This window comes from Alteraurantiacibacter lauratis (genome assembly GCF_037154155.1).
GTDB lineage: Bacteria > Pseudomonadota > Alphaproteobacteria > Sphingomonadales > Sphingomonadaceae > Alteraurantiacibacter > Alteraurantiacibacter lauratis.
Map to the genome: position 1 here is coordinate 1 of NZ_JBANRN010000007.1, position 22,573 is coordinate 22,573.

Below are 22,573 nucleotides of genomic sequence, written 5' to 3' on the forward strand. Positions count from 1 at the left end.
AAACCAAAGAATCATACCTCGGCTTCGTCGCACTGGCCTCAATCAAACTCTGGATACCCTTTGTCCACGAAGCCTAGCCCACCAGCCCTTCGACCGAATTGTTCATGATGGTGCAGGCCGTGCCCGTCTGCGATCCACCGCTGACCAGAATGGTCAGCGCGATCAGCGAGAAGCACCGGCTGCCCGAAAGCGTGGTGTTGCCGCCGCTCATCGTGACGGCCGAATTGGGCAGGTGCACCACGCCCGCCAGCAGGAAGCTGGAGCCTGCGACCCAGTTGGTGGGCTGGTTGGTGGGGCTGGTCAGCAGCAATTCGGCGATCCCGCCGCCAGGCGTTGCCGTGGCGGAAGTGGGCGCGAACAACTTGGTCTTGGCTCCGCCGCCCAAATTGAGCGCGCCGTTCAGGATCATCGTCACATCAATGCCCGCCATGTCGAAGCCCGACACGCTTTCGCCCTGCAGCGTATTGCCATAGGTGCGGCTCGCCCAGGCCGAAGTGTAGGGCCACACAGTGCCGCCCGTGCCGTTCTCGAACCGTCCGTTGATGGTATAGCGGCCCCGGCCGAACAGCACCGATCCGCGCACCAGCAGATTGCCATTGATGTAATGGTTGGTAGTCGTGCCGAACACCAGGCGGCTGCCGCCCTGCGTATCGATATGGCCGTTGGCGCTGAAGGTGCCATTGCCCATGAAGAAGCGGGCCGATCCGTTCATCTTGATCGCATTGCCATCGGTATGCGGCCCGATCAGGATATTGCCATCGCCCAGCATGGCCAGTTCGCTGTCGCCATCGATAAACACGCCCTGGTTAGCCTGAAAATCGCCTGCGCCAAGCCGCATCCGGCCTCCGCCAGCCAGGGTGACGCGGCGGAAACGGTGATCGCCCCGGCCCATGGTCATGCTCTGCCCGCCACCCATGGAGATGGTGGAATTGATTACGACATTCCCGTCGCCCTTCACATTGGTGCCTTCGAAAACCACCGTGCCGCTGCCGATCCACAGATCGCCATTGCCGATGGTCACGCCGTTCGACCCGCTGTTGAAGCCGCCGTTCACATAGAGATTGGCATTGCCGAAATTGACGGTGGAACCGCCGCCGATGCTCACGCCATTGGCAACGGTGATATTCGATCCGTTCTGGAACGTCACATTGATGCCGCCAGCCACTTCAAGCCGTCCAATGGTGTAATTGCCTGCGGGCACGATATAATTGTTGCTGGTGCCCTGCCGGTAGCCGGAAACCTGTGCGTTCGGGTTGTAGTTGAAATTCCAGGTTGGCCCGCCCGGCGTGGTGGGATTGGTCAGGTTCGGGATCGGATCGGTGTACCCCAGCTGCCCCACGGCTGCGACACGCTCGGTATGGTTGGCCCAGGGGTCGAGCAGCGTAGTGGGCTGGTTGATGCGCTTGCTGGCGGGTGGCACGTTGGCGTTCCACACCGGCGCGCTGAAACTGCCGGCATAACGGATGGAATTGACGATCAGGCTGCCCCAGTCGACCGTGATATTGCCCGTGCCCGAAACAACATCCGCCGCTTCGATCTTGGTGCCCATCTGCTGAATGCCGCCCACAGCCGCCACGGTGCAATTGGGCGCGGTGATCGTGGCGCCGCCTTCCACCCGCAAGGCCGAAGCGCCGCTGGACAGCGCCAGATAGCACGGTGCCGCAACATTTACCCCGCCCGAAAGGCCGGCATAAGCTTCCACCGACACGCCGAACGTGCCCGAAAAGCCCAGCACCGAAGCCAAATAGTATTTCAGCTCCTGATCGATCATGACCTTGACCGACTGCTTGTTGGGGGTGGGATAATTGTCCACCAGCATGGCATTGACCGTCGCGCCGGTGATCCCGTTGGCGCGGGTGATGTCGCGCGCGGTAGGCGTGAGAATCTGCACATTATTGCCGGTCTTGTAGGCCAAGGCCGCACCCAGCGCCGCCAGATCGGCTGTGCGCTGCGCGATCATGCGCGCCTGGTAACCCCGATTGAGATCGAAAACGAGCCCGGCAGAGCCGATCACCACCGGCAAGGCCAGCGTGGCGATGGTCGTCACCCCTGCAGTGGTGTCCCGCAAAATGGAGCGAGCTATCCCGTTGATAAAAGACCGATTGCGCATGGCAAGCACACTGCCAGCAAAAACTTAACGAACGGCTGACGCTATTCCCTAATTTTCGCTAACCCTCACACCTACCCATTGAAATTGCGCTATATTTTTTATGTTAGCGCAATCATTAGGTAGTTCCATGTAATTTCCGGAAACCTACCTGAAACAAGGGCGCACATAGCGAAATAGTGTTTCGCCTTTAGGCAATTTACGAAATATCAACCACCTGATCCGATATCCCCATTAAGAAGCCGCCGATTGCGCAAAATTCGGGCTGGCTTGGCAACGTCCTTGGGGAGTTAGGCGAGCTTGTCTGTTGGTTCCCGCACACAGTCCCGTTTTCTGACTCGTCTGCTGCGTGACAGGCGCGGCAACATGCTGGCCGTCACGGCGGCCGCGATCATCCCCATGATCACCATTGCCGGGAGCGGCATCGATATCAGCCGGGTCTATCTGGCCAAGAGCCGGCTGCAGGCCGCCTGCGATTCGGGCGTGCTGGCCGGACGCAAGGCGATGACGACGGTTACCTACACCTCCACCGCCCGTGAACGGGCAGAGGCGATGTTCAATTTCAATTTCGATCCGGAGGATTACCAGGCCACCGGCACGCAATTCACCGCGCAGGCGGATGCTGAAGGAAGGCTGGACGGGCAGGCCCGCACCACCATTCCCATGATCGTGATGGATTTTCTGGGCTTTGGCGACAAGCAGATCACCGTCAATTGCAGCGCCGATATCCAGGTGCCCAATATCGACATTGTCTTCGTGCTCGACGTGACCGGATCGATGACCGAAACAATTGGCGGCGTTCAGAAAATCGCCTCGCTCAAGCTGGCGACAATCGATTTCTACGATGCCATTGCCGCCGCCATGGTGGGTAATACGCGCACCCGTGTGCGCTATGGCTTTGTGCCCTACAGCCAGACGGTCAACGGATCGGAATTGTTCGTCACCAATCCGAATTTCGCGACACTGGGTCAATTGCCCGTGACGCATCTGATCAACACGATGACGGTGCAATCGCGCGTGGCGAACTTCAACACGCCCTATACCGGCAACTGGATAGAGGACCCCAATTCGACCCCGACATCGTTCGAGCAGACTTTCGTATCGGGAAACAATGCCTCGCGTGAACCGAATGTGGCGGTAACGAGCAGCGGCACAGTGATGTCAAACAATGACTGCGCTCTTTATGGCCAGAACCTTTCGTTCAGCATCGACAACAACACAAATCTGCGCGTCTGGTTTCCCACGCTGACAGCGTGGCCCGGCGGTGACGGCCAGGGCAGCTCGGAATTGTACAAGCCGGATGGCTCGAACACCTGGCAAGCCACCGTGCCGACCAGCGGCAGCGGCTATACCCGCGCCACCTTCTCGCGCGTGAGTGCTACATGGAACGACAATAACGGCGCCAGCACCAATCAGTATCGCGCCTGCACCCGCCGTGTGACGCACACCCGTTTCATTCGCGAAACTGGTTTCCGCTTCACCAACTGGACGTACCGCCCGGTCGAAATCAACACGACCAATTACCGCGCGGGCGGCACTATTTCCTATGTGTCGTCCATCAATACCAGCACGGCCTCCGTGCCAACTGCGGGGTCGTATGACATGGTGCAGCTGGCGCAAATGCCCAACCAGACCGGCCTGACCCGGTCCACCGCCATCTGGAACGGATGCCTGGAGGAACGCACAACCACCGCCGCCAGCACCTTTTCGCCCATTCCCGATGCAGCGAAGGATCTCAATTATATCGACGGCGGCACCAGCGAGTCGATGCGCTGGCGCCCGATGATGCATGATCTGACATGGCTGCGCACAGGCACGGCCCACCAGACCACGACCAACAACAATTCCAAGCCGAGCAATGCCTGCCCTACAGCGTCGATGCGCAATCTGCGCGAATATCCGACGCGTTCGGCCTTCACCAGCTATGTCAATTCCCTGCAGGCGAACGGCAATACCTATCTGGACGTCGGCATGATCTGGGGGCTGCGGCTTATCTCGCCGCAGGGCATGTTTGCCGATCGCAACCTGACGGGCCCCAATGGCGGGCAAATCAGCCGCCACATCATCTTTTTGACCGATGGCGAGCCGGTATCGTCGGCCACGACTTACAGTTCCTATGGCACGGAACAAACCGAACGCCGCATTACTGGCAGCACCGGCATTGCCGCTGCCACGCTCCACGCTCGCCGTTTCCAGGCGCTGTGCGATGCGGAACGCGGGCGCGTTGCCATCTGGGCCATCGCCTTTGGCACATCCGTAACCGGCAACATGCAGACCTGCGCGGATTCCGGGCGCGCCATGCAGGCCAACAACACGACCGAATTGCGGCAGGCCTTCGCCCGCATCGCCAACGAAGTGGCCGATCTGAGGCTGGTGCAGTGAGCGCGGCACCAACTCCACCCGCGCCCGCACCAAAAGCACCGGCGCGCCGCCGCAGTCTTTTGCGGCGCGTGCTGCACAACAATCGCGGCGTTTCGGTCGTTGAATTCGCGCTGATCGCCCCGGTCTTCGTCGGCATGCTGCTGGTGGTGTTCGAATTTGGCTTTGCCTTTTACGCCAAGGCCGTGCTGCAGGGTGCGGTGGAGGAAGCGGCGCGCACCGCCACAATGGAAAATACCAGCTGGAATGCGCTGTCCAACCGCGTCAACCGGCAGGTGCGCAATGTCATCCCCGCCAGCGATGCCGAGACGGAGATCTCCTTCAGCCTCGATCCGGTCTATTACGCCAACTATGTCGATATTAATCTTCCAGAGGACTTCGAGGACAACAACAACAACAATATGTGGGACAGCGACGAGTGCTTCGTCGACCGCAACGGCAACAGCACCTATGACACCGATGTCGGCCTGTCGGGCCGCGGCGGCGCACAGGATGTGGTGACGATCACCGCCACGCTCACCTATGTGCGGCCCTTCCCGCTGTGGAGGCTGTTCCAGCTCGATTCCACCCAGACAATTCGCGTCAGCACCTATCTGCGCAACCAGCCGTTCTCGGCGCAGGCGGCTGTCAACAATGTGCGGATTTGCCCCGCGCCATGACCGCAGCTATGCGCCCATCCTTCCTCCAGCGCAGCCACCAATGCCTGCGCCGCCTGCTTGTCAATGACGAGTCCGGCGTGGTGATCCTGGAATTCGCCTTCACCATCCCCGTCTTCGTGCTGCTCTCGATCACCTCGTTCGAGCTTATCAATCTGGCGCTGGCGCATATGCGCGCCAGCCAGATCGCCATGACTGTGGCCGATAACCTTTCGCGCGCCAAGACCACGGTTCCCCTTGGCCTGCCACGCCTGCGCGAAGTGGATGTAAACGATACGCTGCTGGGCGCGCAGATCCAGGGCGGCGACAGTTTCGGCCTGCTGGAAAACGGACGAATAATCGTCTCCAGCCTGCAGCAGAACTCCTCCGGCCGCCAATGGATCGCCTGGCAACGCTGCAAGGGGGTGCTCAATGTCGCCTCGGCCTATGGCGTGCAGGGATCGACGCAGCCTTCTTCGGGCACGGGCGGATTCCAGGGCATGGGACGCGCGAGCCAACGGGTTGTCGCGCCGCCCAACAGCGCGATCATTTTCACCGAAGTCGTTTACGATTATCAGCCGATCATCGGGGAATTCGTGCTGGGCACGCTGCGCATACGCAAGGAAGCCGCCTATTTCGTGCGCGACGACCGTGATCTGGTGGGCGGGCCAAGCGGCAACGGAATGTACAATCCGGCACCGGCCGCCAGCGTTTCCTCCTGCAACCTGTTCGACAGCACCTTCTAGACGGCATTAAACCACGCCAAATGCCAGCATCGCATCGGCCACCTTCTTGAAGCCGGCGATATTCGCGCCCTTTACATAATCGACATAGCCATCGCCCTGATCGCCATAGGCGATGCAGCGGCCATGAATGCCGTCCATGATGTCCTTCAGCATGGCCTGCAGCTCGTCTTCCTTCCAGCTGCGCCGGGCGGAATTCTGGCTCATTTCGAGGCCCGACACGGCAACACCGCCCGCATTGGCCGCCTTGCCCGGTGCGAACATGATCTTGGCCGCCTTGAAGTGGTGCACGGCATCCAGATCGCTCGGCATATTCGCCCCTTCGGACACAGCGATGCAGCCGTTTTCCACCAACATGCGCGCATCCGCGCCCAACAATTCGTTCTGCGTGGCGCAGGGCAGCGCGACATCGCAGGGCACGCCCCACGGGGTCTTGCCCGCATGAAAAGTGGCGGCGGGATAAGCCTCCACATATTCCTCGATCCGGCCGCGCCGGTGCGTCTTGTGCGCCTTTACCCAGTCGATCTTTTCCTGGCTGATGCCATCGGGATCGTGGATGAAACCGCCGCTGTCGGACAGCGTCAGCACCTTGCCGCCCAGCTGCACGATCTTCTCCGCCGCATGGGTAGCCACGTTGCCGCTGCCCGAAATCACCGCCTTCTTGCCGTGCAGATCCATGCCGCGATGCTTCAGCATATTCTCCAGGAAGTAGACCGCGCCATAACCCGTCGCCTCGGTGCGGATCAGCGAGCCGCCATATTCCAGCCCCTTGCCCGTCAGCACGCCGTTGAAGTGGTTGGTAATCCGCTTGTACTGGCCGAACATGAAGCCGATCTCGCGCCCGCCCACACCGATATCGCCCGCCGGCACATCCACATCCGGCCCGATATGCCGGAACAGTTCGGTCATGAAGGACTGGCAGAAGCGCATGATCTCGCGCACGCTTTTGCCCTTGGGATTGAAGTTTGATCCGCCCTTGCCGCCGCCCATCGGCAGGCCGGTCAGCGCGTTCTTGAACGTCTGTTCGAACGCCAGGAACTTGAGCACGCTCTCGTTCACGCTGGGGTGGAAGCGGATGCCGCCCTTGTAGGGGCCGATGGCGTTGTTGTTCTGCACCCGCCAGCCGCGCTGAACCCGGATATTGCCGTTGTCGTCTTCCCAGCACACGCGGAAAGACACCACCCTGTCCGGCTCGGCAATGCGGCGCAGGATCTGCTGCGAATGGTATTCTTCCTTGTCCGCAATGAAATCGAAGATGTCCTCGGCCACTTCCTGCACCGCTTGCACGAATTCGGGCTGATGCGGGTTGCGGCGGTTCACGCCCTCCATGAATGTCGCAAAATCGACATGATCGGATGCCGCCATAATTCCCTCCCCAAGAATCAAAGGCAATTTGCAGGCTGGACAGGCTGTTGCCCGACTCAGCTCAACATTTCCCCAGACTCATAAATCACTTGTGGACGTCAAAATAAAGGCCGCTTTCCTCTTGCCATGCCCGTACGGTTGCCGCACCTTTGCCCAGGGATGAAGCAGCGGGGGCTCGCATGACCGGCCCGAACTTTGGCGCGATATTCGCCGCCGGCTGGCGCAATGTGCGCGAAGCAGGGCCGCAGCGGCTCGCACTGACCGGCATCCTGCTGGTTGCAGCGCTGCTGCTCGCCCGGTTTTCCTGGGTCATCTATTTCACCGACGAGGCGGAACGCGCGCTGTTTGATTTCCGCAGCTTCACGCTGGCGCAATCGGTGGAGCAGGACCGCCGCGTGGTGCTGGTCGTGTATGACGACCAGACACTGATCAATCTGGGCAAACGCTCGCCACTTGATCGCGGGATGCTGGCGCGCGCGCTCCAGACGATCGACACCATGGGCGCCAAGGCTATCGGCATCGACATCCTGTTCGATCAGCCGCAGGCCGAGGACGAGGATCTTATCGCCACCCTCAACGCCATGCAGACGCCGGTATCGGTCGCCTATGCCTCTACCGATACCAACGCGCAGGACATCGTTTACGATCAGCAGCGCTTCCTCGATGATTTTCTGGCCCGGCTGACCAACCCGAACGTCCAGCCTGCAAGTATCCGCCTGACCGCCGAAACGGGCGGGGTCACGCGCACCTGGCCCGAAATTATCCCCGGTCTGCCGCCCCTGCTGGGCCGCGCCATGCTGGCCTCCGCAGGAGAAGCGCAGGAACGCACCTTTGCAGGCTATGAAGGCGCGATCCGCTACCGCAAGCCGCTGCTGCTGCAGCAGCCGGTCTTTGCCAGCCTGCAGATTGATCTCTTCGCCAATCCTGACCTGATGGCGATCCCGAATCTGCGCGATCCGCTCGCCGCGCAACTGCGCGGCGCCTATGTCCTCATCGGCGGCGACATTATCGATTACGACCGCACGCTGACGCCCTTTTCCCCCTTCAGCCCCGACACGCTGGAATCGGGTGCCTTTGACCCGCGCCCGCCGGGCATTGAAATCCACGCTGCCACCATTGCCCAGATGCTCGATGGCAAACGGCTGGCGCAGCCATCGAGCGCGCTCTTGTGGCTCTATGCCGCGCTGACAGTGCTGGCCGCGGCATTGACCGCGCTGCTGGAGCTCCGCAGTTGGCAGGTCATTCCGGTCATGCTGGCGCAACTGGCGATCCTGATCGGTCTGCCCTTTGTTCTTCATTGGCAGGAGGTGGACACTTACGGATTTCCCTCGGTCGGGCCGGTGCTGGGCTGGGTTCTGGCCTTTGTCGCCGTCACCTCGGCCGCGCGCGCGGCGGGCGCGGTGCAGCGCCGCTTTGCGCAGGGCGCGCTGGGCAAATATCTGCCCGCCAGCATTGCCGAGGAAATCATCGCCCATCCCGAACTGCTGCAACTGGGCGGCTCCAAGCGCGAAATCTTCGTGGTCTTTTCGGACCTTGAAGGTTTCACCAAGATGAGCCACGCGATTCCGCCGGAAATGGTTGCCCGCCTGCTCAACCGTTACCTCGACATGCTCAGCCAGGTGGTGCTCGATCATGGCGGGATACTTGACAAGTTCGTTGGCGATGCCGTGGTCGCCTTCTGGGGCGCGCCGATTGCCAAGCCGGACGACGCCGACAACGCCGCGCGCGCCGGATACGCGCTCTGGCTGGCGGGCGAAGCCTTCCGCGCCGAAGTGGCCGCGATGGATCCGGCTCTGCCCAAAGTCGGCAAGACCCGCGTAGGGATGCATTGGGGCGAAGCGGTGGTGGGCAATTTCGGCGGCGAGAACCGTATCCAATACACCGCACTGGGCGATTCGATGAACACGGCCGCGCGGCTCGAAGCGGCCAACAAGGCGCTTGGCAGCGCGGTGATGGCGAGCGCCGAATTCGCCAGCCGCACCACATTGAACTGGTGGCGCCCGATGGGCCGGGTGGTGCTGCGCGGCCGCGCCCGTCCGGTGGATCTGTTCGAACCCGCACCCGATTTCCCGCCCGAAGCGCGCAAGGAGCTTGCGCAGGCGATCGAATGGCTTGAGCACTGCGCGCCGGAACGGCGAGCGCAGGCGCTTGCCGTGCTGGAAAGGCTCTGCGCGAGCAATCCGGCTGACATTGCGCTGAAAAATCTGCTAATGCGGTCGCGGGAACTGAACGAGGGTGGAGCTTATGTCCTGGACTAGCAGGAATCTTTCCGCATCGGCGGCAGCCATCGCTTTGATCGGCGTTGCACCTTCAGCCGCGCTGGCGGGGGTGGTGGTGTCATCCAGCGGGCCTTCGGCGGCCCAATTTCCCGTGGGCCGCCAGATCGGGCCGGGTCAGACCTTCACCCTGCGCGAAGGGGACATTGTCACTATTCTGGAAAACGGGGGGACCCGCATCTTTCGCGGCGCAGGCAACCATTCGCTGGGCACCGCCAGCGCTGCCAGCCGCAACCGCGCCTTTGCCGCGCTCACCACACAGCGCGCCGCCGTGCGCGCCCGCACCGGGGCAGTGCGGTCCACCGCATCGGGCGAAGTGCGCAATCCCAGCCTGTGGTATGTCGATGTCGCCAAGGCAGGCACGATCTGCCTGCCGCAGGGCAGCGCCGTGCGGCTGTGGCGCGCCGATACGCAGGCGGAAAGCACCTATGCCATCAGCCCGGCACAAGGTGACAATGCCTGGCGCGTGACTTTCCCGGCCGGAGAAATGCTGGCGGGCTGGAACGCGGCCACGCCGCCTTCGCCCGGCACCGCCTACCGCATCGGCCATGGCACAAGCAGCGGCCCGGTAGAAGTGCGTTTTGCCTTTCTCGACACGGTACCCGGCACACCGGAAGATTTGGCCAGAGTGCTGATTGCCAATGGCTGCACCGTGCAATTGGATCAGATGGCAGCTGCGATGGCGCAGGGGTGAGTGCGGGGCACGAGGGGCTTTCGGCGCGGGGGGCGTGCCGGGGCAAGAGCGGGACGGGCGGTTAGCCATTCCCGCGCTGATGCTGGACGTTGGGGGGGGCGGCAGGTGGCAGGTGACGGCAGCGATCAGGGCCAGAGCGGGCGCAGGGCGCGCGCGCGTGGTGGCGCACAATCCGCTGCGCGCGGCGCGCTGCTTGCGCTTCTGCCAGCCGCAGCCGCCTGTCTGTTTGCCGCCTTGCCTCTTGGCAACAGCGCGGAAGCGCAGGGTTCCTATGCCTATGCCGGTGTTGCCTCCTGCGCCGGGTCCACCTGCCACGGGCGCAGCGAAGGCAATGGCGCGGTCGTGCGGCAGGACGAGATTGCGACCTGGCAATCGCCCTTCAATGTCAGCGGGGCGCACAGCCGCGCCTATGCCGTGCTGGGCGGGCGGCGCGGACAACAGATCGCGCAATCGCTGGGCTGGGCCAATGCCACATCGCGCAGCGAATGCCTGGGCTGCCACGCCACCTTCGTGCCCGCCAGCGACCGTGGCCCACGCTTTCAGATCACCGACGGGGTAGGCTGCGAAAGCTGCCATGGCCCGGCGGCGGGCTGGCTGGCAAGCCATTACGAGGTCGGCGCCAGCCACGCCGCCAATCTGGCGCGGGGCATGATCGCGCTCGACCAGCCGCAAGTGCGTGCCCGCGTCTGCCTCGATTGCCATTACGGCAGCGCCAAGCAGGGCCAGTTCGTCACCCACGCCATGATGGCGGCGGGCCATCCGCGCATCAGTTTCGAGCTCGATCTGTTTTCCAGCTTCCAGCAGCATCACGATGCCGATGCCGATTACATCGCGCGCAAGGGCCGCACCGACAATGTGCAATTGTGGGCCGTAGGGCAGGCCGAGGCGGTGGCCCGCGCCACCGATCTGTTCACCCGCACCAATCTGGCGAGCGAGGGGCTGTTCCCGCAATTCTCCTTCTTCGATTGCCATTCGTGCCACCGCGCCATCACCGACGGGGCGGAACGGCGGCTGACATTCGAGGTCAATCCGGGCCGTCCGCTCACTTTCGGCCAGCCGCCCTTCAACGACGAGAATATCATCATGCTCGATGCGGTGGCTTCCGCGCTGGCCCCCGCGCGGGCCGACAGCTTCCGCAGCGCCAGCCGCACCTTTCATTCGGCAATGAACCGGGGGCGTGAACCTGCCGTTGCCGCCGCCGCTACCTTGCGGGCCGAGGCGCAGCGCCTCTCCGATGCGCTGGCCGCGCGCTCTTTTGGCGGGAATGATGCTTTCGAAGTGGTCGCGATCATCGGCGGAGAGGCCACCCGGCCGCGCTTTACCGATTATGCCGGGTCCGTGCAGGCGGTGATGGCGGTCGATACGCTGCTCAATGCGCTGGTGGCGCAGGGGCGCATTACCGTGGGGGCAGCGGCCAGCATCCGCGCGGACATCAACCGCGCCTATGATGCCGTGCGCAGCCCGGAGAGTTACAATCCCGCCGCATTCCGCACCGCGCTGAGCGGCGCGGTGGGTGCAATTGGAAGGCTGCGCTGATGGCCGGACGCAGGGCCACCGCCATGTTGGCCAGCGCCGCGCTGGTGCTGGCGGGCTGCGGCGGTGGCGGTAGTTCAGGCAGCGGTGGAGGGGGAGGAGGAGGGCCCACGCCCGCGCCTTCGCCTATTCCTACCCCGCCACCCACAGGCGGCCTGTTCACCCCGCCCGCGCCCGAAGCACTTACCGTAGCGGAGGTGCAGCGCATCGTGGCGCAGGCGGCGGGCGAAGCAGCGGCGCGCAACCTGCCCAGCTGGATCGTGGTGACCGATCGGGTGGGCAATGTGCTGGCTTCCTTCCGCATGACCGGCGCGCCCGATCTGGCGCGCGTGTCCACCCGCACCATTGCGGGCAATGCCGCGCCCGGCAGCGAGATCGGGCTGCAAGGGGCCACCATTCCCGCCAGCGCCGCCGCGCTCGCCAAGGCGATTACGGGCGCTTACCTGTCCAGCAGCGGCAACGCCTTTTCCACGCGCACCGCCAGCCAGATCGTGCAGCAGCATTTTCCGCCCGCCCCCACCACGCCGGGGCTGGAAAGCGGCCCGCTGTTCGGGGTGCAGTTCAGCCAGCTGCCCTGTTCCGACCTCAGCACGCGCTTTTCGGGCGGCATGGGTGCATCGGCGATGATCGGCCCCAAGCGCAGCCCGTTGGGCCTCGCGGCCGATCCGGGCGGCTTCCCGCTCTACAAGAACGGCGTCGTGGTAGGCGGCATCGGCGTGATGGGCGATGGCGATTACGGCTTTGATCCCAATATCCTCGATGTCGATCTGGATGCCGAGGAGCTGATCGCGCTGGCCGGAGCCCAGGGCTTCCTGCCGCCCGATGATATCCGCGCCGAACGCATCTTCGTGGACGGCACCGCCTTGCGCTATGCCGATGCGGCGGCGGGGCAGCTGGCTCCCTTGCAGACCAGCTTTGCCGCCGCGCCGGGCGCGCTGGCGCCCATTGCGGGCTACAGCGACGGGGTGCTGCGCGCCGGCGCCGCCTATGGCACCGAAGCATCGGGCATCCGCGCTGCCACGCTCGCCGAGTTCTCCAACCGCGATGCCTTCGTGCTGACCGATGGCAGTGGCAATCCGCGTTTCCCCATCCGCGCCGGAACCGATGGTGCCAGTGTAACCCAGCCGCTGACCGCTGCCGAAGCGCGCGCCATCCTTGAGGAGGCCTTTGCCGTCCTGTCGCGTGCCCGTGCGCAGATCCGCCGCCCGCTTGACAGCCGGATGCAGGCAAGCATCAGCCTGGTCGACACGCACGGCGCGGTGCTGGGCATCGTGCGTTCGCCTGATGCGCCGATGTTCGGCGTGGATGTAAGCCTGCAAAAGGCGCGCAGTGCCGCCTTCTTCGCCAATCCGCTGGCCGCTGCGCAATTGCAGGCGGCAGGCGGCGGCGTGGCGGCTTATGTTCAGCGGCTGCGCGCCTTTTTGGGTAACAGTGCCGCGCTCACGGGCACCACAGCCTATGGCAACCGTTCGATCGGCAATCTGGCGCGGCCTTACTTCCCCGATGGCGAAGTGGCGCAGTCTCCCGGCCCGCTGTCGGTAATGCAGGCAGGGCAGTTCAGCCCCTTTGCCGTGGGTCTGCAATCCGATCTGATCGCGGCAAATGTGGTGACAGCGGCAGTGCATGTCGCCACCGGCGGCGCATCACCCGATGCGGGCGTGGGCTGCACCGCGCTGCCCGATGCCGCGCCGGGGCAGAAACGGTTGGCGAACGGCTTGCAAATCTTTCCCGGCAGCGTTCCGATTTACCGCGGCAACCAGCTTGTCGGCGCAATCGGCGTGTCGGGCGACGGGATCGACCAGGACGACATGGTCAGCTTCCTTGGCCTGCACAATGCGGGTCTGCGCGTGGGCGGCATCGGCAATGCGGCGCCTGCTATCCGTGCCGATCAGATCGTGGTGAATGTGGGCGGGCGCGGGGTGCGGCTGCGCTATATCTCGTGCCCTTTTGCGCCCTTCCTCGGCAGCGCCGCGCAGAATGTGTGTCAGGGCCTGTGAGCGCGGGCCTGCTTATCCTGCCGTTGATGGCCTTGGCAGCGCAGCCCGATGATGCGCCGCCCGCGCCGGAAACCGTGCCCGAAGCGGCGCAGGAGCGCCCCGCGGGCGGGCTAGGCACCGCGGTCGAACCGCCGCCCGGCCCGGTCGATCCGGCCATTCTGGAGGGGCGCACCCGGCCCGGCTTTGTCGCGCCGCTGCCCGAAAGGATAGAACAGGTGAACCCCGGCGCGGTGCGCGCGCCGCCGCCTTCGGCCTTCCCCACCGATCAGATCGCCATTCCCGATCGCTGGCGGCTGATCGAAAATCTGGGCCTGGTAGTGGAAAACCCGCTCGATCCCTATCACCAGAACACCTACAAGGGCGACCGCCCGATCTGCACCAATTCGGACGAGGAACGCGCGCACCGGCAAGCGCTGCGCGATGCGGCCGCTGCGGTGGGCGAGGAACCGCCATATGGCAGCGCGCGCTGCCTTACCCCGCGCTTTCTGGGCCTGAAGCCGGACAGCTGGTTCTTCATCGCCAACGCCGTGTCCGATACGGTGGTGGAACCGCGCACCTTCCCCATCCCCGTGGGCGTGCAGACGACCGAACGGCCCGGCAGCCTCGACGTGTTCGGGCGGCCCTTTTCCACTGTCCTATCGCAAACTTTCATCGCGGGCTTCGCGCTGCTCAAAGGGTCGACCGCCTATGCCCCGCCTTCGGTCGAGTACCGCCTGACGCTGGCCTACAACATCAACCATGTCGACGTGCCGGAGCGGCGCGTGCTGTTTGTCGAACCCAGCAAGCCCAGCCACCGCACCGACCATTTCCTCGGCGTGCAGGAAGCATTCGTCGATTACCACTTCTCCCAGTTCGATACCGAGAGGTTCGATTTCATCTCGATCCGCGCGGGCATCCAGCCGTTTCAGGCCGATTTCCGCGGCTTCCTGTTCAACGACAACCAGCTGGGCGTGCGCCTGTTCGGCAACCGCGACAACAACCGCTTCCAATTCAACCTGGCGGGCTTTGTGCGGCTGGAAAAGGACACCAATTCGGGCCTCAATTCCATCGTTCAGCGCCCGCGCGATGATCTGGTGCTGTTTGCCAATGTCTACCGGCAGGATTTCCTGATCCCCGCGCTCACCAGCCAGATCACGATCGCCTACAACCGCAACCGCGAGGGCGACAATGTGGAGGTGGACGACAACGGCTTTCCCGTGCGCCCCGCTTTGCTGGGCAGCTTGCGCGGGCGCGATTACGATGTGGTTTACCTCGGCTACAATGCCGATGGGCGCATTGGCCGCGTCAATCTGACTGCCAGCGCCTATGCCGCCTTGGGCGAGGACCGGAACAGCTTCTTCACCGATCGCCCCGCAGATATTCGCGCCTTCTTTGCTGCGGCTGAACTCAGTTACGACAAGGACTGGATGCGCTTTCGCCTGTCGGGCGCATGGGCCAGCGGCGATGGCGATCCGTTTGACGACACCGAAACCGGCTATGACGCGATTTTCGAAAACCCTGTCTTTGCAGGCGCCGACACATCCTACTGGATCCGGCAGACCATCCCCTTTGCCGGTGGCGGGCGCGCGGTCAGCCTGAACGGGCGCAACGGCATCCTCAATTCGCTGCGTTCCTCCAAAGAACAGGGGCAATCGAACTTCAACAATCCGGGCCTGATCCTGCTGGGGCTCGGCGCGGATTTCGACCTCACGCCCGAACTGCGCCTGTCTACCAATGCCAACCATTTGTGGTTTGAAAACACCGCCACGCTGCAGGCCTTGCGGGTGGAAGGCAGTATCCCGCGCGACATTGGTTATGACCTGTCCGCGGCAGCCATATGGCGGCCGCGCGCCAACCAGAACATCGTGGGCCGGTTAAGCGCCGCTGCGCTGGTGGCGGGGAACGGCTTTCGCGACCTGTTCGACACGACCGACAATTCCCGCGCCTATCTCTCGGTGCTGGCCAATGTGACGCTGACCTACTGATGCCTATGTCTGCTCGCCATATCGCCCCCCGCCAGCTTGCCTTGGCCGCCAGCCTCGCTCTGGCGGCGGTCGCGTTTGTGGCAGGCCCGCAAAGCCGCGCCGCGGGCCCCAGCGAAACGCCGATCCCGCGCGATTACTCGCTCGTGCGCGCTGCACCCGCACCGCAGAACCAGACCATGCTGGAAGCGATGGCCAAGTCTGATGGCTGCTATTCCTGCCATGTCCAGACCGATGCCCCATCGATGCACACCAGCGATGCGGTGGTGCTGGGCTGCGTCGACTGCCACGGCGGCAATGCCAGCGTGCGCGGCAATCCGAACCTATCCTTTGACCATCCCGATTATATCGTCGCGCGCGATGCGGCCCATGTGCTGCCGACCCTGCCGGAAAGCTGGCACTTCCCTTCCTCCGCCAATCCGGAGCGGTCCTATTCGCTGCTCAACCGGGAAAGCCCGGAATTCCTGCGCTTCGTGAACCCCAGCGATTACCGCGTGGCGCGCGAGGCGTGCGGGGCGTGCCATATGCCGGTGATCGAGGCGGCCGAACGCAGCCTGATGGCGAGCGGGGCCATGCTGTGGGGCGGGGCGAGCTACAACAACGGCATCCTGCCGTTCAAGAATTACGTGCTGGGCGAAGCCTATACGCGCGAGGGGCAGGCGGCGCAGGTGCTCTCGCCCGGTGACCCTCCCGGCACGGTGACGCCCGAACAGGCGGCGCGCGGCGCGCTGGCGGCGCTCTATCCGCTGCCTACCTGGCACGTGGTCCCGCCGGGCGACGTGTTCCGCGTGTTCGAACGCGGCGGGCGCAACATTGCCAGCCAGTTTCCCGAAATCGGCCTGCCCAACCCCACCGGCCTGATCCAGCGACTGGAGGAGCCGGGCAGGCCCGACCTTAAACAGAGCAACCGCGGTCCCGGAACAGGCTTGCGGGCGGCGATACCCGTGCTCAACATCCACAAGACGCGCCTCAACGATCCCTTCACCTGGTTCATGGGCACGAACGACCAGCCGGGTGATTACCGTCATTCGGGCTGCGCGAGCTGCCACGTGGTCTATGCCAATGACCGCGAGCCGCGCCATTCGCTGGTCTATGCGCAATATGGGCGCGACGGGCAGACGGTGACAGTCGACCCCACGATCAACCGGCAGATGCGCGAAAATCACGGCGACGGCCACGGCGCGCTGATCCAGCCGGGCGGCAGCCATCTCGGCGAGGATGACGGCAAGGGCCACGAAGTTGCCACCGGAGAGCGGGAGCGCGGCCACCCGCTGCGCCATGTCTTTACCCGCGCCATTCCCACCGCGCAGTGCATGAATTGCCACATGCACCAGCCCAATATCTTCCTCAATTCCTATCTCGGCTACACGATGTGGGATTACGAGGCGGATGCCCCCTTCATGTGGCCCGGCCCGGAAAACCGCACGCCGCGCCCCGAAGGAATGAGCGATGCCGATTACGCCGCGCGTTACCTGACGCAGCGCTATCCCACTGCGGCCGAAGTGCGCGCCATCAATGATCGCAACCCCGAAGGCGCCGCGCCGCGCGGGCTGTGGGGCGACATTGATTTCCTGCGCAATGTCTATGACCTCAACCCGCTTCTCGAACACACCCAGTTTGGCGATTACCACGGCCACGGCTGGAACTTCCGCGCGATCTTTAAACGCGACCGCGAAGGGCACCTGCTCGATGCCGATGGCAACCGCGTGGCGCCCGACGATCCCGAACGCTGGCGGCGCGAAGGCGAGGGGCAGTTCGTGCCCGCCGGGGTCAATCCGGGCAGGACCGTGCACCTGATGGACATCCACGCGGAAAATGGGATGCAATGCGCCGATTGCCATTTCGCGCAGGACAGCCACGGCAACGGCCTGATCTATGGCGAAGTCGCCAATGCGATAGAGATCGGCTGCAAGGATTGCCACGGCACCGCCGATGCCTATCCCACCCTGCGCACCAGCGGCCCTGCTGCCCCGCCCGGCGGGCATGACCTGTCGTTGCTGCGCAACCCCGATGGCCGCCGCCGCTTTGAATGGGTGAACGGGCCGAACGGGCGGCAAATGCTGATCCAGCGCTCGCTGGTCGACCCTTCGCTTGAATGGCAGGTGAGCCTGGTGCGCGATAGCGTCGATCCGGAAAGCCCTTCCTTCAACGGCAAGTCGGCCCGCGCCAAGCTGATGAGCCGCAGCGGCGCGGATACCGGGCGCTTCGAATTCGGCCCTGGCGTGCCCCGCGAAGACCGTGCGCATGGCGAGGAGGAAATGGCGTGCTTCACCTGCCACCTGTCGTGGACCACCAGTTGCGGCGGCTGCCACCTGCCCATTGAAGCCAACTGGTCCACCCCGCTGCACCGCTATGAAGGGGAAACCACGCGCAATTTTGCCACCTACAACCCGCAGGTCGCGCGCGATGAGATGTTCCAGCTGGGCATTCACCAGACCACCAAGGGCAACCAGATTGCGCCCGTGCGCTCGTCATCCGCGCTGGTGCTGTCTTCCACCAATATCAACCGCGAGCGGATTTATATCCAGCAGCCGCCGATCAGCTCGATCGGCTTTTCGAGCCAAGCCTTTGCCCCGCACTTTCCGCACACCGTGCGGCTGACCGAGACCAAGACCTGCACCGATTGCCACCTGTCCGAGGAAGAGGACAACAACGCGATCATGGCGCAGCTCCTGCTGCTGGGCACCAATTACGTGAACTTTGTGGGCCTTAACGCCTGGACCGGGCTGGAGCGCGGTTTTCAGGCCACCCGCGTGACCGAATGGGACGAACCGCAGGCGGTGATCGGCTCCTACCTCCACCGCTACGCCTATCCCGATTACTGGCGCATGCATGTGGAAGGCAACGGGCGCGAGCTGAAGAACTGGGTGCGCGGCCCGACCTTCAGCGACGGGCTTTCCGGCGAAACGCGCCCGATGGAGGAATTCTTCAACGTGCACGAAGGCACGCGCGATGCCGTGCGCTGTTTGCAGATGCGCGGCGAATACATGTTCGTGGCCGAAGGGCGCGGGGGATTGCGTGTTTACGACATCGCTTCTGTCGCCAACAAGGGCGTATCCGAAAGGGTGCTGACCGCCCCCTTCAGCAGCCTGGGCCAAGATGCCCATGTCGCCAGCCGCAACGCCACCTGCATGGCGCTGCCCACGATGCAGGCCATCGCCCCCACCCGCAACACGCCGCAGATGCGCGAGATGAACCAGGAACAGCCGTTCCTGCCGATCTATTCCTATGCCGTGGTGACCGATGCGGTGGAGGGGCTCATCCTCGTCAATGTCGATACCTTTGCCGATGGCGAGTTCCGCAACAACCATATCACCCGCCACCGCTTTGCCAATGGCAGCCGCGCGTGGAACCCCGATGGCGTGCTGACGGGCGCGCGGCACATCACTCTGGCGGGCGAGATTGCCTATATCACCGCCGATGCCGGGCTGGTGGTAGTGGACCTTGCCAATCCCGATGCCCCGCGCCTTGCCGCCGTGCGCCCCTTGCGCGATGCGCGGGCGAGCGCGATCCAATTCCGGTACCTGTGGGTGAGCGATGCCGACGGCGTGAAGCTGTTCGATGTCACCAATCTGCGCGATCCGGTGGAGCGCCCCGAAGGCTTCGTGCCGCTGCAGGACGCGCGGCGCATCTATCTGGCGCGCACTTACGCCTATGTCGCGGCGAAGCATCAGGGGCTGGCGATCATCAACATCACCCGCCCGCTGGCGCCCGCGATCTACCGCATGGAAACGCTGGGCGGCACGATGAACGATGTCGAGGATGTGATCGTGGCCAGCACCAATGCCAGCCTGTTCGCCTATGTCGCGGACGGGGTGAACGGGATGAAAGTGCTCCAATTGACCAGCCCCGACAGCCAGCCCAATTTCTACGGCTTCTCCCCCGCCCCCGTGCCCGAACTGGTGGCATGGGCGCGCACGCCCAGCCCCGCGCTCGCCATGTCCAAGGGGCTGGACCGCGACCGCGCAGTGGACGAGACTGGCGGCCAGATCGCAGTATTCGGGCGGCTGGGTTCACGCCCCTTCACGCGGGCTGAGATGGAGGACTTCTTCCTCAATTCCGCCGGCATACCGTGGCGCGTGAGCGACGAGGTGGACATGACCGCCTGGGTGCCGGGCGCGGGGCCGAGATTGGCGGGGCGGTAAGTTCCCGGCCGTGGGATGCGGCCGCCCTGCCTCCACCCCTGTCCCCTACCCCCGCTCCCGCTCCATCTCCCGGATCATCGGTTGCAAATGCGGGCCGTAATAGGCGAGCACCTGCCAGTCGCCCACCGTCTCGTAATGCGTCACCAGCCGCGTGCCATCCCAGTGGTGCAGAGCGTAAGCAGGCGGTTCGGTGGTGATCAGCGCACGGGCATCGGGGACTGCGGATGAAATGGGGCGCAGGTCGAGCGACACCAGCGGCGCGACCGATGGCGTCACGCTGACCGGAATACCGCAGAAGCTCGCTGCCAATTGCCGGTGCAGATGGCCGCAATGGATCGCCTGCACCTGATCCATGCCGTCCAGAGCGGCGGCGAGGTTCACAATCCACGCCTCGTCCGGCCGGGGGTCCATCCACTCTATGCCGGAGACGACCGGCGGATGATGCATGAAGATTACCGTGGGCGTGGCGCGGTTGGCCTCCAGCACGCCGCGCAGCCAATCGCGCCGCGCGGCGCAAAACGCCCCGCCATGCCGCCCCGGCTCCAACGTGTCGAGCAGCACCACCAGCAGGCCGTCTTGCACGAAAGCGGTGTGAAGGAAGCCGTCCTCCCCCCGCAGCGTGTGCGGAAATGCCGCCAGCAGCCCATCGCGGCTGTCGTGATTGCCCACCATCACATGCACCGGAAAGGGCAGATCGTTCAGCAATTCGGCCGTGCGGGCAAAGCTCTCGGCATCCCCCCGGTCGGTTATGTCGCCGCTCAGCACCAGCATGTCGGGCGTGTTGGGCTGCTTGACCAGCCGCGCAAGCACGGCGCGGCATCGCTGCCGGTTGAGTTCCTCCGGCCGAGCCTCCCGGTCAAAGCCAATATGGATGTCGGTCATCTGCGCGATGATCATGGGCGCTTTCTCCCGCTAAGGGCCGCAATCCGGCCTCTGGGGCAAAAGGGGCACATCAGCGGCGCGACCCGGCCAGCGCGCTGGCAAGCGAAGGCGCGGGCGGGCGCGACATTCCGGCGGCCAAGCGGCTGGGCGGCCGACTGGTGGCGGACGGCGCGTGATAGGAATGGCACATCGCGCAGCTCGACGGCACCTCAGCCACGCGCGAGGCCTCGCCGCCGTGGCATTCCTGGCACGAGGCGAGATCGGGCAACAGCAGATCGGTGGCCTGTGACGAGGCGTCCGCCGCGTGGCAGGTGGTGCAATCCTCCTGCACATGCGCGCGGTGGTTGAACCAGCCGTGCAGCATATAGCGATCGCGCTGGGTGACGGGCATGACCGAGACTGTGCCAGCAGCGCCATTGCCGGGCAGATGGCATTCGCCGCACAGCCCGTCCTCGCTCATCACATTGGCGCGCAGGATGGAAGGCATGACGCGGCTGAAATTGTTGTAGTATATGCCTCCTTCGGCAAATTCGCCGGGGCGGCGGCGACCCGTTGTGACCGGTCGGCGCGGGCTGCGGTCGGCGGCCATCAGATCGGCCTGGGTCTGTTCGATATTGCCGTGGCGCAACGTGCGGAAAGTGGTGCCCACCCGGTCATAGACGAGGCTGTGGCAGGCCTCGCAATTCTCCTCCATCTTCACCGGCAGGAAGCGCACCCCGTCTGCCGTGGGCGTGTGGCAGGTCGCGCATTGCAACGCCTCGCCATAGCCCGCATCGCGGCCCAGCCGACGCGCCATCTGCGTCACCCCGCTGGTGGGGTCGAGGTGAACATCGTGCGGAAAGCGCAGACCGTTGTGATCGGTCGGATTGCTGGCGAGCGAGACGCGCACCGGCCGCGGCGCATCGGGCGCGGGCAGCACTGCCACCTTGAATTGCGGATGCAGCGCGGTGAAATCGCGCGCATTGCCAAGCCGCGTATCGGTCAACCGGGTGTCGAGCGTGGTGTGGCAATCGGCGCAGAAGGCCTGGGGTGTCGGCTCCATCCGGCCAGCGCCCTCATGCTCGGTATGGCAATCGGTGCAAGCGCCGGGGCCGGGCTTGCCGAAAGCATGGGCAATGTCCCACAAAATCGCCTCGCTGCCGGCAAAGGGCGGGCGGCCCCGCGCCATGCGGTCAGCCGCGGCGTGATCGCCCAGCCCTTCATGACAGCTGAGGCAGGCGGCATCCTGCACCGCCTGAAACGGTTCGACATGGCAGGATTCGCAATTGTCGGTCAGCCCGTGGTGGACAGATGACAGGGCACCGGTGATCCATGCCGCATCCATGCGCACCGTGCCCGGCACATTGACCTGCGGTTCCACCCGCTCGCGCGTCAGATGCGAGTTGATGGGGATGGCAAGGAACACCGCGAGCACCGCCAGCAGTCCGGCCCAGGACAGAACGCGCTTTCCCGGCAGGACGGAGGCCAGCGCAAAACCGCGCAGGCGATCCTTGCCCTCCCCGTCATCATCGGCCTGTTGGCGCACGGTGATGACCAGCCGTGCGCCCTCTAGCCCGATTTGCAGCCGGTACGAACCAACCCCCAGTTCGCCCCCGCGCGCGGGATCGATGCTGGCCGCATCGACCTGCCGACCATCCAGCGTGAAGCCCAGCGTGCCCACCGCCTCGACCGTCAGCGCACCGGAAGCTGTTGCGGTGATGCGCAGATGGTGCTGCTCCACGGCAAGGTCGGGCAGGTGGATTGTGTTGTCAGCATGACGGCCCACGGTAATTGTATCGCTGGACAGTTCGCGCGTGCGCACAATCTCGCGGCCCGCGGCGGTGAAGGCGATGCTGCGTAGCGTCAGTTCCACGGCG

13 protein-coding genes are annotated in these 22,573 nt (G+C 64.4%); 9 read left to right on the forward strand and 4 right to left on the reverse strand.

All coding sequences use genetic code 11. The features are described 5' to 3' along the window. Positions 1 to 73: 73 nt before the first annotated feature. On the reverse strand, positions 74 to 2,047 hold the full coding sequence (locus WFP39_RS08145) for a pilus assembly protein TadG-related protein (protein ID WP_336918902.1): 1,974 nt from the start codon (positions 2,045 to 2,047) through the stop codon (positions 74 to 76). A 426-nt stretch (positions 2,048 to 2,473) separates the two neighbouring features. On the opposite strand from WFP39_RS08145, the gene WFP39_RS08150 reads away from it, so the two are divergent. From WFP39_RS08150 to WFP39_RS08160, 3 genes are all read left to right on the forward strand, one after another. Continuing rightward, positions 2,474 to 4,489 carry a Tad domain-containing protein gene (locus WFP39_RS08150; protein WP_336918903.1) on the forward strand — a complete coding sequence of 672 codons (2,016 nt, stop codon included), beginning with the start codon at positions 2,474 to 2,476 and terminating at the stop codon, positions 4,487 to 4,489. Between the two features lie 68 nt (positions 4,490 to 4,557). Beyond that, a complete protein-coding gene (locus tag WFP39_RS08155) occupies positions 4,558 to 5,145 on the forward strand; it encodes a TadE/TadG family type IV pilus assembly protein (protein WP_336918904.1) in 588 nt (195 codons plus the stop codon). Further along, positions 5,142 to 5,867 (forward strand): TadE/TadG family type IV pilus assembly protein, encoded by a 726-nt coding sequence (locus WFP39_RS08160; RefSeq protein ID WP_336918905.1) that lies wholly within the window; start codon positions 5,142 to 5,144, stop codon positions 5,865 to 5,867. Before WFP39_RS08155 ends, WFP39_RS08160 begins: the two co-directional genes overlap by 4 nt. Before the next feature lie 6 nt (positions 5,868 to 5,873). Here WFP39_RS08160 and gdhA read toward each other — a convergent pair whose 3' ends face one another. Continuing rightward, the gene (gene gdhA, locus WFP39_RS08165; RefSeq protein ID WP_336918906.1) at positions 5,874 to 7,229 is read right to left on the reverse strand and encodes an NADP-specific glutamate dehydrogenase; all 1,356 of its coding nucleotides are present in this window, start codon (positions 7,227 to 7,229) and stop codon (positions 5,874 to 5,876) included. Positions 7,230 to 7,408: 179 nt separating this feature from the next. Between gdhA and WFP39_RS08170 the strand changes: the two genes are divergently transcribed. From WFP39_RS08170 to WFP39_RS08195, 6 genes are all read left to right on the forward strand, one after another. Further along, a complete protein-coding gene (locus tag WFP39_RS08170; protein WP_336918907.1) occupies positions 7,409 to 9,487 on the forward strand; it encodes an adenylate/guanylate cyclase domain-containing protein in 2,079 nt (692 codons plus the stop codon). A gap of 34 nt (positions 9,488 to 9,521) precedes the next feature. Then, the gene (locus tag WFP39_RS08175; RefSeq protein ID WP_336918908.1) at positions 9,522 to 10,199 is read left to right on the forward strand and encodes a hypothetical protein; all 678 of its coding nucleotides are present in this window, start codon (positions 9,522 to 9,524) and stop codon (positions 10,197 to 10,199) included. 189 nt (positions 10,200 to 10,388) lie between these two features. Continuing rightward, positions 10,389 to 11,735 (forward strand): multiheme c-type cytochrome, encoded by a 1,347-nt coding sequence (locus tag WFP39_RS08180; RefSeq protein WP_377923403.1) that lies wholly within the window; start codon positions 10,389 to 10,391, stop codon positions 11,733 to 11,735. After that, positions 11,735 to 13,729 carry a heme-binding protein gene (locus tag WFP39_RS08185; RefSeq protein ID WP_336918910.1) on the forward strand — a complete coding sequence of 665 codons (1,995 nt, stop codon included), beginning with the start codon at positions 11,735 to 11,737 and terminating at the stop codon, positions 13,727 to 13,729. The genes WFP39_RS08180 and WFP39_RS08185 overlap by 1 nt, the downstream gene beginning before the upstream one ends. A gap of 26 nt (positions 13,730 to 13,755) precedes the next feature. Then, complete coding sequence (locus WFP39_RS08190; RefSeq protein WP_377923402.1) at positions 13,756 to 15,693, forward strand: hypothetical protein; 1,938 nt, start codon at positions 13,756 to 13,758, stop codon at positions 15,691 to 15,693. Continuing rightward, on the forward strand, positions 15,693 to 19,835 hold the full coding sequence (locus tag WFP39_RS08195; protein ID WP_336918912.1) for a hypothetical protein: 4,143 nt from the start codon (positions 15,693 to 15,695) through the stop codon (positions 19,833 to 19,835). Before WFP39_RS08190 ends, WFP39_RS08195 begins: the two co-directional genes overlap by 1 nt. A gap of 45 nt (positions 19,836 to 19,880) precedes the next feature. Here WFP39_RS08195 and WFP39_RS08200 read toward each other — a convergent pair whose 3' ends face one another. Next, positions 19,881 to 20,732: a metallophosphoesterase gene (locus tag WFP39_RS08200; protein ID WP_336918914.1), complete on the reverse strand. Its 852-nt coding sequence runs from the start codon at positions 20,730 to 20,732 to the stop codon at positions 19,881 to 19,883. Between the two features lie 55 nt (positions 20,733 to 20,787). Next, positions 20,788 to 22,569 (reverse strand): cytochrome c3 family protein, encoded by a 1,782-nt coding sequence (locus WFP39_RS08205; RefSeq protein WP_336918916.1) that lies wholly within the window; start codon positions 22,567 to 22,569, stop codon positions 20,788 to 20,790. Between the last annotated feature and the right edge of the window lie 4 nt (positions 22,570 to 22,573).